Source organism: Flavobacterium sp. IB48, assembly GCF_016405855.1.
Classification (GTDB): domain Bacteria; phylum Bacteroidota; class Bacteroidia; order Flavobacteriales; family Flavobacteriaceae; genus Flavobacterium; species Flavobacterium ginsengisoli.
Window position 1 is genome coordinate 96075 of the sequence record NZ_JAEFCA010000004.1, and the last position, 13391, is coordinate 109465.

The 13391-nt window shown below is 34.1% G+C and carries 11 protein-coding genes; 3 read left to right on the forward strand and 8 right to left on the reverse strand.

Annotated features, from left to right (window positions below):
- Window positions 1–158: 158 nt before the first annotated feature.
- The 7 genes from JC605_RS13890 to JC605_RS13920 form a co-directional block, all read right to left on the reverse strand.
- Complete coding sequence (locus tag JC605_RS13890) at window positions 159–1367, reverse strand: anhydro-N-acetylmuramic acid kinase (RefSeq protein WP_198856767.1); 1209 nt, start codon at window positions 1365–1367, stop codon at window positions 159–161.
- 264 nt (window positions 1368–1631) lie between these two features.
- A complete protein-coding gene (locus JC605_RS13895; protein WP_198856768.1) occupies window positions 1632–2090 on the reverse strand; it encodes a hypothetical protein in 459 nt (152 codons plus the stop codon).
- Window positions 2054–2500, reverse strand: coding sequence for a helix-turn-helix transcriptional regulator (locus JC605_RS13900; RefSeq protein ID WP_198856769.1), 447 nt, complete (start codon window positions 2498–2500; stop codon window positions 2054–2056). The genes JC605_RS13895 and JC605_RS13900 overlap by 37 nt, the downstream gene beginning before the upstream one ends.
- A gap of 9 nt (window positions 2501–2509) precedes the next feature.
- Window positions 2510–3070 carry a hypothetical protein gene (locus tag JC605_RS13905; RefSeq protein ID WP_198856770.1) on the reverse strand — a complete coding sequence of 187 codons (561 nt, stop codon included), beginning with the start codon at window positions 3068–3070 and terminating at the stop codon, window positions 2510–2512.
- Between the two features lie 262 nt (window positions 3071–3332).
- Window positions 3333–3566 (reverse strand): hypothetical protein, encoded by a 234-nt coding sequence (locus JC605_RS13910; protein WP_198856771.1) that lies wholly within the window; start codon window positions 3564–3566, stop codon window positions 3333–3335.
- A 158-nt stretch (window positions 3567–3724) separates the two neighbouring features.
- Window positions 3725–4069, reverse strand: a complete 345-nt coding sequence (locus tag JC605_RS13915; RefSeq protein WP_198856772.1) for a hypothetical protein — start codon at window positions 4067–4069, stop codon at window positions 3725–3727.
- Between the two features lie 361 nt (window positions 4070–4430).
- Window positions 4431–5243 carry a mechanosensitive ion channel family protein gene (locus tag JC605_RS13920; RefSeq protein ID WP_198856773.1) on the reverse strand — a complete coding sequence of 271 codons (813 nt, stop codon included), beginning with the start codon at window positions 5241–5243 and terminating at the stop codon, window positions 4431–4433.
- A 200-nt stretch (window positions 5244–5443) separates the two neighbouring features.
- On the opposite strand from JC605_RS13920, the gene JC605_RS13925 reads away from it, so the two are divergent.
- Window positions 5444–8350 carry an FAD-binding and (Fe-S)-binding domain-containing protein gene (locus JC605_RS13925; protein WP_198856774.1) on the forward strand — a complete coding sequence of 969 codons (2907 nt, stop codon included), beginning with the start codon at window positions 5444–5446 and terminating at the stop codon, window positions 8348–8350.
- Window positions 8351–8569: 219 nt separating this feature from the next.
- On the opposite strand, the gene JC605_RS13930 is transcribed toward JC605_RS13925, so the two are convergent.
- Window positions 8570–9730, reverse strand: a complete 1161-nt coding sequence (locus JC605_RS13930; protein WP_198856775.1) for a Gfo/Idh/MocA family protein — start codon at window positions 9728–9730, stop codon at window positions 8570–8572.
- A 426-nt stretch (window positions 9731–10156) separates the two neighbouring features.
- Between JC605_RS13930 and JC605_RS13935 the strand changes: the two genes are divergently transcribed.
- Together JC605_RS13935 and JC605_RS13940 are read left to right on the forward strand one after the other, a co-directional pair.
- Window positions 10157–12091: an amino acid permease gene (locus JC605_RS13935; protein ID WP_198856776.1), complete on the forward strand. Its 1935-nt coding sequence runs from the start codon at window positions 10157–10159 to the stop codon at window positions 12089–12091.
- Window positions 12092–12241: 150 nt separating this feature from the next.
- The gene (locus JC605_RS13940) at window positions 12242–13336 is read left to right on the forward strand and encodes a DUF695 domain-containing protein (RefSeq protein WP_198856777.1); all 1095 of its coding nucleotides are present in this window, start codon (window positions 12242–12244) and stop codon (window positions 13334–13336) included.
- Window positions 13337–13391: the final 55 nt, after the last annotated feature.

Here is a 13391-nt window from a genome sequence, read left to right on the forward strand (position 1 = left end):
TTTTAATCTGTGGCATAAAAAAAACATTAATTTGTGCCAATTCATGGCAACTTTTTTAGCCACAGATTATAAAGATTAAAATGATTAATCCCAGAAATCCTTTAATCTGTGGCATAAAAAAAACATTAATTTGTGCCAATTCATGGCAACTTTTTTCTTTAATCAGGAAACGAAATTTTTCCCATTGTTACAGATGGAATTCCTTTGCTATTTCCAAAATTGTAATCTCCTCCAGAGACGGTTTCATTGGCTAAAAGAGCAAATAAAACAGCTTCTTTTGCATCGCTTAAAATGCCCAAATCGTCGCTAGTATGAAACTGGCAAGGCAATAATTCCGTTAACCATTTTACCAACAACGGATTATTTGTTCCGCCTCCAGACATATAAATATGAAAATCTTCTGCTGGAATTGAAGTGTTTTTTATGGTGAAATAAATTGCTTCTGCAATAGTTTCAGCACTTAAACGTGTTAAAGTCGCCAGCAAATCTGATGCCGAAATATTTTCTAAACCACATTTTACCAAAGCCGACTGCACAAAATCGAAATTGAATAACTCTTGACCAATTGATTTTGGAAAACTTTTTTGGAAGAAATCATCGCTTTTTAATTCGTTTAAAAGTTCTTGATTTACAAGTCCTTGTCGAGCGATTTCAGCATCTTTATCGTAGCTTTTTTCAGGAAAATAATATTTGGTAAAAATGTCGATTAACGTATTTGCAGTTCCAGTATCGGTTACAAAAACTTCCTCGGCGTTAAGAGAGGCTGGGAGATAGGTGTAATTCCCAATTCCGCCCATGTTGAGCATGATTCTATTTTCTCCTTTTTTTCCGAATAATAAATAATCGCCATAAACTGCAAGAGGCGCACCTTCGCCACCCGCCGCAACATGTTTTTGTCTGAAATCTGAAATGGTGATAATTCCCGTTTTTACTGCAATATGATCTCCGTCTCCAATTTGCAAAGTTGCGTTTGGAAATTTTTCCTGCTGATGTAAAAACTTTGGAGCGTGTAAAACAGTCTGTCCGTGAGAAGCAATTAAATCCACTTCGCTTGACGAAATATTCCATTTAGAAAGACAATCGTTAATCATACCGCTGTGTAATATTCCGATCCACTCGTTTAATAAAGCCAAATGCTGAAAATCGATTGTTCTCTGAGCAAATACCTTTCTGATTTCGTTTTTAATGTCTTCAGAATAAGAAATGGTTTCAAATTCAAGAATTTTCACATTCGTATTTTCGCCAGAACCAGAAACAGCACACAAAGCAATATCAAGTCCGTCGAGAGAAGTTCCAGACATTAAACCAAGTATTTTTCGAGTTTCTTTTTGAGCTATATTATAGAGTGCGGTTATATTTTTATTCATTTAAAATGAGGGTTTATAGTAGTCCGTTTATTGATAACGCTAAAATGGGATTATTTCGGATATAAATTTAGGAAATTGTGAAATTTTTGTTTTTGAAAGGAAAATTTCAAATTGTATTGTTTTTTCTTTGATTTTATAATTTCTTTGGAATGCATTTGAATAATAGGAATTGGAGAAATAAGTAATCTAAATTAGCTTTTATAAAAATAAGCTTATCAAAAAAAAGCTCCAATCATTGAAAGGAGCTTTTTTTGTATAGATGGTTTATTCTTCTTCTTCTTCTGTAAAATGTATAATGACATCTTCTTCAAGTACAGAATCAGGATCTATTAAAGGTATGGTTATTCCGTTAATTTCAGTGCCTTCTGTTTTTGCATGTAATATACCTCGTGCAGCACCAATTGCTACAACTAGCATAATTTTAGCTGTCTCTAAGGGAATTGTAAAAGTTTTTCCCTTTTTATTTAGAAGCTTGCCAAAATCTTTCTTTTCAGCTTTAAAATGCGCACCTGTCTCAATAACAAGAAGTTCTTTATCATCTTTTGTTGCTTCAAACCTAAAAAGACAAGCCAACATTGATAAAGAAATATCAATACCTAACTGTATTGAATTATTCATTGCTATTTCAGAATTTTTATATGCTGGCAGTAGGTGTTCTGAAATAAAAAATTGCTCTGTCGTTAGTTTTAGCAATGAAACTTCGAGTTTTCTACGTTTAGCCATTTTGGAGTCGAGTGTTTTTGAAAATTATAATTATTTGCGTAAATAGGTGTGGCGACTATTGGTTGTTGATTAGCCGACCATTTAAAAGTCACAGAGTAATTTTTAGGGCTTGATTCGGCGACTTCTATTAATTTTCTCCCTATTACTCTTTGAATTTTGAATATTGTTTCAATACTCAAATTTTGTTTTGATCTTAATAGCTTTGAAACATATTGTTTTGAGACTCCAAGTTCCTCAGCTAATTTTGATTTTTTCCAGCCCAATTCTTCAAGTCTCTCGATGATTCTCAAAGAAATTTCAAATAAAAAATCCTCAGATTCCTCATTGTCCAATTGAAATTGAAACTTTTCCTTCCATGTGTTATTGAAAGTTGCTTCTTCAATAAGCTGTTTTAGCTTTTTATTTTCCATAATAATAAATTAGTCATCGAGATTGCACAAATCAATTTGTTCGTCATCCCCAGACCTCAGATAATCTTCGGCCTGTTTAAGTTTCAATAGCTCCGCCTTTAAATGTGGTGGAGACATATCTCTTGTAAGTTTAATACCCCCACCTGTGATTACATAGGTGTTTTTAGAGCAACGAATAGCATAAATTCTGAGCCAGTTATGGCTTAACAAACCTTTGCCTTTATCCCATTCAAATTTCCCAATTTTACCATCTGTTAATGGTTTAAAATAATCTGATAGATACTTGAAATCTTTGCTTTCTCCATTTGCGATATTCAAAATTGTTCTTTTCATTTCTTTTGCCTGCTTGCGTGTATCGCGAACAGCGTTCGAAATAGTGATGCCTCCCCATGCATCATTTTTAAGATCAGCTAAGTTGGCTGTGAAAAATTTATGCAACCAGTAGGGATCGTCCCAATGATCAAACAGTTTATCAAATTCACTTTTTTTCTTCCCATCATATATAACAGAATATAGTATGTCGGGTTCAGGTATTAACCTTTCAAGTTTAAATTTACGATTTTCAGCCATAAAAATCAACTTATAGGTTTATTTATTGGCAAATTTATTTAATTAAATGACATGTGCAAACAATTTAGTATAAACATTTCAGTCCTTTCACAAACATATCTTAATGATTTAGTTCTTAAAATTATATTATAAGAGGCTTAACAATAGTGTTAAGTATAAAAATAAGTTTGTATTCATGAAAAAGGCACTCGTAATGTCGATGCGCTGTATTCTTAATAAAAAAACCTCGATTTTTTAATCGAGGTTTTTCTTTTTTAAAACTCTACTCAACCTCCAAATAAGGATTTAAAGTCTCAGCCAATTCATTGAGCCAGTAAAAGCTGTCTCTTAATTTGATGATTTCGCTTTGAAATGTTTCATGTTCGCTCAAAACGCATAAAGCGAGTGTAAAATTTACTTGCCTTAAAGTTTTAGCCATTTCAACAGGATCGATTCTGTCATTGAAGAAATTCAAAAGCTTGATTTCAGTTTCTTTGGAAAGAGTGTTGTTAATCATATTCCTAAATTTTAGAATAATAACCCTTGAAGTTTAATGAATTTTGCATTTTACTTCATCTAGGGTCAAGTTTATATTAGCTTATTCTTTGTGTTTAGGACTGTAAAGGTATTAAAAAATATTTAAAAGTAAGAAAAATACTATTTTTTTTGATTAACTTATTTCAATATATAATCTCTCCAAGCTTCTACAATAATTTTAAAATGTGAAGTTGGTAAAGTAAAATCAGGCGTAATAGTGTTATCGAATTCCCAAGCTTCCATATCTTGGTAAATTTTAGTTTCTAAAATAGTTATATCAGCAAAATATAAACTTTGAGTTTGTCCTCCGCCTTTTTCTATTTCACCCTTAAGAACTTTATATATGTTTTTGTTTAAAAGTCTTTCAGTTTCTTCAATAGTATAATGATCATTAATATAAGCGGATAACCAAGTATTAATACTATGGATTTGTTTTCCAAATGTATTAGCGAATTTTACTTCATATTGATTTAGTGTATCCATAATTTAATTAATAGCATTACAAATATAGATTAAATATAAGAAAAGGTAAACTCAGAGAGATTTCCACACAGTTTGTCATTTCGACGAAGGAGAAATCTTCGTAAGTAACTCCGTAAAGAAAAGCCAATCTTTATCGAGTTTCTTGCGAAGATTTCTCCTTTGTCGAAATGACAAGATTGGGGAGATTTGTAGGTTTTCAAAAATTCTTTGGCTTCGTTCTGGACGACCCCCGCTAGCGCGAGCGTCTCCGTGCCCGCAAAGATGTTTCATATTTAAAAATTTATTTAATTATTAAACTAATTCTAGATATAAAATTAGATACTTTGTGTTCACGAGCGAGACGCTCGCGCTAGCATGTGCCTTATTTAAGTACAAACCCATTTTCCTTCAATTTATTCAAAACCGCTGCAATAATTTTAGAACGACATTCTGAATTTTCGGTTGTTGATGCAGTTTTCACCCAATAACGAATGTTGAGTTGAATAATACCACCAGCAATAACATCGGTAATTATGGCAGCGTTTTCATGGTCTTTTTCGGTTACGTCTTCGCTGTTTCCTAGAATTTCTTTTACGATTTCGATAGCGTGTTTATAATCAGAACCATATTCTAATCCGACGGTGAAAGTTTGAAGGAGAAAGCCTTCGCTGTTGTAGTTAATTAAAGTGTTTTTTATAAGAAGCGCATTTGGGATGTAAATGATTTTAGAATCGCTTTTTACTTCGGTATCACGGAGGTTAAGATTAATGACTTCACCTTTTACACCGTTGCTTTCAATGATATCTCCAATAGAAAACGGACGTTTGAAAGCGAGCAGAATTCCGGCAAGGAAATTTTCGCCAATGTCTTTAAGCGCAAAACCAATTACAAAAGCCGAAATTCCGGCACCAGCCAGCATGCTTTGCGCAACGCCTTCAAGACCAATAATTCGGAACATAAACAAGATTCCGATAATAATTAAAACCGATTTAATTAAACGTGCAATAAAAACCGCCAGAAGACGATCATGCATTTTTGTTTTAAGTCGGTTTCCTGCAAAAATACCCACACGGCTTGCAATAAACCATGAAACGAGAACGACCAAAACGGCCAGAATAAATTTTGGGGTAAGATCGACAATGCTATTGTAGTAACCTTCGAGATGGCTGATAACGTCTTGAAAGAAATTTTCCATAATGATAAAGGCATAAAAAAGTAAAATTTTAAAATTACCTTTTTAGTAAGCCGAATGCTTTACAGGATTCTCTTAGAATTTTATAAAATATGATGGAGTTGTTAGATAAATTCATAAAATAGAATCGTTTTGCCCTGTGATATTTTTATCTTTGTGGTCTGAGTTTTTTCAGGAAATATTTTTATAAAAAGCACATTTACATGTTGACCCAATCTCATTTAGAGCAATTAGCCAATAGTCTTGAAGGCACACTTTTATTCGATGAGCTTCATAAAACACTTTATTCGACAGATGCTTCGGTGTATCGAATTCGGCCAAATGCAGTGGCAATTCCTAAAACGACTGAAGATATAGCCAAACTGATTCAATTTGCTGCAGAACATAAGCTGTCGATTACGCCAAGAACCGCAGGAACTTCACTTGCAGGACAAGCGGTAGGAGACGGATTGGTGGTTGATGTATCGAAGCATTTTACTAAAATATTAGGTTATGATGCTGAAAGGAAAACCGTAACGGTTCAGCCAGGCGTAATTCGCGATGAGCTGAATTTATTCTTAAAACCTCACGGTGTATTTTTTGCACCCATTACATCGACATCAAACCGCGCAATGATTGGCGGAATGGTGGGAAATAACTCTTCGGGAACAACTTCGATTCGATATGGTGTTACACGCGATAAAATTGCTGAGGTAAAAGCACTTTTAAGCGACGGTTCTGAAGTGGTTTTTAAAGATTTGACTTCGGCTGAATTTATCGAAAAAACAAAAGGTGATTCTTTAGAAAATAAAATATACAAAACGATTTACGACGAGCTTACTATAAAAGAAGCTCAAGAAGAAATTGTAAAAGAGTTTCCGAAACCAGAAATTCACAGAAGAAATACAGGTTATGCCGTTGATATTCTGTTGAAATCAGAATTATTTGGAGGAACTGAACCCACCATAAATCTTGGAAAACTGCTTTGCGGAAGTGAAGGAACTTTGGCTTTTACAACCGAAGTGACGCTGAAAGTGGACGATTTGCCACCGCCTCACAGTATTATGGTTGTCGGGCATTATCATACCATTCAGGAATCTTTAGAATCGGTTGTGGTGGCTATGAAACATCATTTGTACACTTGCGAAATGATTGACGATACGATTTTGGATTGTACCAAAACCAATCGTGAGCACATTAAAAACCGTTTCTTTTTGGTTGGAGAACCCAAAGCAATTATGTTGTTTGAAGTCGCCTCGCACACTTTAGAAGATGCCGAAAAACAAGCCGATGCTTTGATTGCCGATTTAGAGCAAAACAATTTTGGTTACGCTCGAGTAAAAATCTACGGAAACGATATTGACAAAGCCAATGAATTGAGAAAAGCAGGTCTTGGACTTTTAGGAAGTATTGTAGGCGACGATAAAGCAGCAGATTCGATTGAAGATACAGCGGTAGAATTAAGTGATTTACCAGCATATATTGCAGAGTTTTCGGCGATGATGTTGCGTCACGGACAAGAAGCGATTTATTATGCGCATGCAGGTGCTGGAGAATTGCACTTGCGTCCGGTTTTGAATTTGAAGAAAACATCAGATTTAAAATTATTCAGAACCATTGCGACCGAAGTAGCGCATTTGGTAAAAAAATATAGAGGCTCGTTAAGTGGTGAACATGGCGACGGAATTGTGCGCGGAGAGTTTATTCCGTTTATGATTGGCGATAAGAATTACGAACTCTTAAAAAGAATTAAATTGGCATTTGACCCGAATTCGGTTTTGAATATTGGGAAGATTGTCAATGCCTTGAAAATGGACGAGAATCATCGTGTAGTTTCGGGAAGAGTTGAACCAGATATTAAAACGTTTCAAGATTTCTCAGATAGTTTAGGAATTTTGCGTGCAGCCGAAAAATGTAACGGTTCTGGAGATTGTAGAAAACTGCCGTCTGGCGGAGGAGCAATGTGTCCGAGTTATCGTGCAACGAGAAATGAAAAAGAAACGACGCGTGCGAGAGCCAATGCGTTGCGAGAATATTTGACGTATTCTGAAAAAGAAAACAAATTTGACCAGAAAGAATTATATGAAGTTTTTGAGCTGTGTGTAAGCTGTAAAGCCTGCGCAAGCGAATGTCCGAGTAACGTGGATGTAGCGACTTTGAAAGCGGAATTTTTATATCAATACCAAAAAGCAAACGGATTTACAACCCGAAATAAGATTTTTGCCAATAACGCCAAATTGAACAAAATGGGAAGTAAATTCCCGTCGATTACGAATTTTATTTCGAATCAGTCTTTGGTGAAAAAAACAATGGGAATTGCACCAGAAAGACAAGTGCCGCTTTTAGCGAAAAAGACTTTTAGAAAATGGTATGCCAACAATAAACCTTTACAAACCGATTTTCCAAACGGAAGATTGTATCTGTTTGTAGATGAATTTACCAATTATTATGACGTAAATATCGGAATCGATGCTTTTGAATTATTGACGAAATTAGGCTATCAGGTTTTGGTTGTCGATCATGAAGAAAGCGGAAGGACTTATCTTTCAAAAGGATTTTTGGAAGAAGCGAAAAAAATTGCCAATCATAATGTAAGTGTTTTTAAAGATTTGGTTTTAGGAAACGAACCTTTAATTGGAATTGAACCTTCGGCAATTTTGACTTTTAGGGATGAATATCTTCGTTTAGCCGATGATAAAGAAGCTGCGGAAAAGTTGTCGAGAAATGCTTTTACAATTGAAGAGTTCTTCAAAAAAGAAATCATAGATGGTAAAATCACAGCCGATTCTTTTTCAGAAGAAAGTAAAGAAATTAAAATTCACGGACATTGTCATCAGAAATCTTTAAGTTCTGTTGAAGCGACTTTTGCAATGCTGAATCTGCCAAAAAATAATACGGTTACGATTTACAACTCAGGCTGCTGTGGAATGGCGGGTTCTTTTGGTTATGAAAAAGAACATTATCAAGTGAGTATGCAAATGGGAGAGGATACATTATTTCCAAAAGTACGTGCTACAGCAGGAAACGTGAAAATCGCTGCAGCAGGAACAAGTTGTCGTCATCAAATTTATGATGGAACTAATCGTGAGGCTCAGCATCCTGTTAGTATTTTGAGGAATTGCCTTAAGTAAGATGTGTCTCGTAAATATGAAAAAGTTTTGCCACAGATTAAAAGGATTAAAAAGATTTTTATTTCACGCAGATTTTACAGATTTAAGCAGATAATCGCAGATTTTAAGTATTGCTAGTTTAAAATTAAATCTGCCTAAATCTGCGAAATGTGCGTGAAAATTATTTAGATAAAGATTAAAAAAATCATTTTAATCCTTTTAATCTGTGGCAAAAAAAAACTATTTTAAACTAATTTTTTTACCAGTTTCAGCCGCTTTATAAATAGCGTTGATGATTCTAACATCTTTAATTCCTTCTTCACCAGTAATATGATTTGGAAGTTTTTGGTTTGCTAAAATCACTTTACAAATCTCATCCATTTGGGTTTGCTGTTGATTTATAACTGGGAAATTAAATGGTTTTCCATCAGATCTTTTACCTACAAATGGACCATAACTTACAGCAGGACTCATTTCGAAGAAACCTTCATCTGCGGCAGCATGAAATCGGTCGATTCCAAAACCGTAAGAACTACTGCAATTGGCAACGGCACCACTCGGAAATTCCATTTGCCATGTGATATTTTCTTCCACTTGTGCAAATCTGTTTTTGTTGTTTATGGTTCCAAATTGCGCCGTGACAGCAATTGGTTCTTCGCCTAAAACATAACGCGAGACTTGAATGCAATAAACCCCTAAATTAATTAATGCGCCACCTCCTGCAAACTTTTTTGTAAGTCTCCATTCATTTCGAGCATTTAAATCAACAGGTTTATTTACGTCGTGAATATCGTAAGTGCTATAACCTAGAGAAGTTTCAATATAACGAACTTGTCCCAAAACTTTTTCTTGTCCCAATCGTTTTACTTCTAGATGATTTGGTTCATAATGCAAACGATATCCCATTGCCAATTGAACGTTATTGTCGTTGCAGGCTTTTATCATTTCTTCACAATCTTCAATAGTAATTGCCATTGGTTTTTCTACAATTACATGTTTTCCAGCTTTAGCAGCACGAACGGTAAATTCTTTATGAAGCGAATTTGGAGTTACAACATAGACAAGGTCAATATCTTTGTTTTTTATGATTGAATCGAAGTTTTCGTAATTGTAAATGTTCTTCTCCGGAATATTATATTTCTTTTTCCATGTTTCAGCTTTAGAAGGCGTTCCTGTGACAATTCCGCTAAATTGACAATATTCAGAAACCTGAAGGCCTTCAGCTAATAATGAAGCATAGTTTCCTAAACCACACAAAGCAATATTTATTTTTTTTCCAGTATAGGGTTTATGAATCTTTTCTGTTTCGGTTACAAAAGAAGGAAGCGAAGTCATGATAACCGAAGCTCCCACACCAAGTCCAAATTTATTTACAAAAGAACGTCTCGTGATTTTTTCCATAAAAAATGATTCTTTAAAAATTAAATGCTATTTGTATTAGTAAGCTCATTTTGGGAAATGTTACATTTGTATTTGACTTAACTGTGATGAATGTTAAGATTTTTTGTTTCACGCAGATTTAAAAAGATTTAGGCAGATATCACAGATTTAATTTGTTGTAATTTTTAAAATAAAATCTGCTCAGATCTGCAAAATCTGCGTGAAACAAAAATTTGTGATGATTAGAGTTATCAATTTTAAAAAAGAAAATTCGAGAAATTAGTGTAATTAGTAGCAAAAAAAAAACTTAGTGTCTTCGTGGCAAGAAAAAAAAACTCCAGAAAAACAAAATCGTTTTATATATTTGAAATCAGGATAATTTTTGCATTATTTGCAAAATAAAACCAGAACGACTGAATTAAATCAATTTATAATAGCAAAACATATATGGCATTTTCAAGTTTATTCCGAAAAAAAACAGTGCAGGATATTCTGAAACAGGTTGCAAAGAACGAGGCAGATGGGCATGAAGCATTAGGAAAGCACCTTACAACCAAAGATTTAACTGCTTTCGGGATTGCTGCGATTGTTGGTGCGGGGATTTTCAGTACGATCGGAAAAGCAAGTGCAGATGGAGGACCAGCCGTAATATTTTTGTTTCTTTTTACAGCTCTAGCCTGTAGTTTTGCAGCTTTTGCTTATGCTGAATTTGCATCGATGGTTCCCGTTTCGGGAAGTGCTTATACGTATTCGTACGTGGCTTTCGGAGAAATCATTGCCTGGATTATTGGTTGGGCTTTAATCATGGAATATGCCGTTGGAAACATAACCGTGGCCATATCGTGGAGTGATTATTTTACAGGACTTCTCCAGAGTGGCGGCATTCATTTGCCGCAATGGATCCAGATGGATTACTTAACAGCTTCAAACGGCTTCAACGATGCCGAGGCCTTAATGCGAGGCGGAAAATCATTTGAAAATTTAAGTGTTGCTTTACAGCAAGCGCATACAGCTTGGACAACAGCGCCAACGATCGGATCTTTCCATTTTGTAACAGATATACCAGCATTATTCATTATTATTTTGATTACTGCTTTGGTTTATAGAGGAATGAAAGAATCTCGTAATGCGAGCAATTTAATGGTTGTTGTAAAACTTTGTGTGGTTCTTTTAGTTATCGCTGTCGGAATATTTTATGTAGATACGGCAAATTGGGATCCGTTCGCTCCAAATGGAGTTAGTGGAGTTTTAAAAGGAGTATCAGCTGTTTTCTTTGCTTATATTGGTTTTGATGCTATTTCTACAACAGCAGAAGAATGTAAAAATCCGCAGCGCGATTTACCACGCGGAATGATGTGGGCAATTATCATTTGTACTATATTATATATTGCTATTGCTTTGGTTTTAACCGGAATGGTAAAATATCATGAATTAAATGTTGGAGATCCGCTAGCATTTGTTTTCGATAAATTAAACTTAAAATGGATGTCCGGAATTATTGCGGTAAGTGCAGTTGTGGCAATGGCGAGCGTTTTATTGGTGTTCCAAATGGGGCAGCCTCGTATCTGGATGAGTATGAGCCGTGATGGATTGCTTCCGAAGAAATTCTCAACTGTTCACCCAAAATTTAAAACTCCTTCTTTTGCTACTATTGTTACAGGATTCGTAGTAGCTGTTCCAGCATTGTTTTTAAACTTAACAATGGTAACCGATTTATGTAGTATCGGAACTTTATTTGCCTTTGTATTGGTTTGCGCAGGAGTATTAGTTCTTCAAAATAAACCCGAAATTCCAAGAGGAAAATTCAAAACGCCTTATATCAATTCAAAATACATTTTACCAGTTTTAATTATTGCTGGCTTGTATTATGCTTTTGCTTTCAACAGCAAGGCTACTATGGCATTCATTAATAATGAGGCACAAACTTTTGATGCAACTTCAATTGTAACTTCTTTAGATAAAGAAGATTCTCAAAAAGTTTTCAATTATTTAAAGAGCATCGATGTAAATAATAAAACTTCTGAAACTTCAGATTTGGAGCATTTATTAAGCCAATATCAAGATGATGAGGTTAAATATGCTGAGGTTGTAAAAGGACTTCCAATTAAAGATTCATTAAAATACGAAACAGGATTCCAGTTGTTCAAACACAAAATTCCTATGTGGATTTTCTTATTTGTTCTGGTTGGATTAGCAGTTTGGGCTTTTAGAAAAAATCTTTCTTTAATTCCTCTTTTAGGATTAATCTGTTGTTTGTATATGATGGCCGAATTAAGCGTTTGGAACTGGATTTATTTTACAGTTTGGCTATTGATCGGGCTTCTTATTTACTTTACTTATAGTAGAAAAAACAGTAAATTGAACTTTGTAGAAAAAATATAAGTTCAAAAAAAAAATATATAAAAAAGCCATTCTGGATATCTCTGGAATGGCTTTTTTATTTGAGAAAAAGATAAAGAGGTTTTTCCTTGCCGAAAGTCCGTTTTTTCTCTAATTTGGACTCTCAAATTTTTAATTTATTTTTTTTATTACATGAGTTTTCTTGATAAAATATTAGGCAAAAATGAAGCTCCAATACAATCTTATAATGATTTCTGGAATTGGTTTTTAGCAAATGAAAAAGAGTTTTTTAAAACCGTTCAAAGTGGGGAAAATATACATCAAGGCTTTTTTGATAAACTAGTGCCAAAGCTAGATGAAATTCACGAAGGAATTTATTTTCTTACTGGAATGTTCGATGATCAAACTGCCGAATTAGTTCTTACGCCAGATGGAGCAATCAAAAACATTTATGTTATTGAAGAATTAGTTAATGCTGCCCCAGAAATTAATGGATGGAAATTCACGGCTTTAAAACCAGCTTCGGATATTAATAATATTGGAATTACCTATCAGGATTTTGAATTTAGTAAAGAAAACTTAAAATTTTATCCTCGCATCCATGAAGCTTACCCAGATGAAATAGATTTGGTAATTGTTTATGATCATTTTATTGAAGAGAAAAAATCTAATGTCACTAATGGAGTGTATATTTTTCTAGACAATTATTTGGGTGAATTGCATTCTGTTGCCTTAATCGATAATTTGGTTGTTGTAGGACCAGAAAATGTTTCTGAAGAATTAATTCCAATCGAAAAATTAAAAGACTATTTAATTTGGAGAGAGAAAGAATTTGTTGAAAAATATGAAGGAACTCGACATAATACAGAAAATGACGGTTATGCCAATTTTGAAGGAAAAAGAGAAGATGGTTCTATTGTTTTGGCTTTAATTAATACTACAATTTTAGAATGGGATAAAAAAGCATCGCATCCGTGGGTTTTTATTGTTGCAATTCCTTTTGATGATTGTGATAATGGCGGATTGCCAGATGAAAAAACATATAAGCTTCTAGATGAAATTGAAGAAGAAATTATCGTTAGTTTGCCAGATTCTGAAGGATATTTAAATTTGGGAAGAGAAACGGCAAACAATAAAAGAGAAATATTTTTTACTTGTAAAGACTTTAGAAAACCAGCTAAAATTGCCGATGAACTAATTAAGAAATATAGCGGAGTTTTCGAAATAAGCTACGAACTTTATAAAGATAAATATTGGCAGTCATTTAGACATTTTCAGGCCAAATAAAATTCAAAAGCCGTTCTAATAATTCAGAACGGCTTTTTTATGGAATTGATGGAGA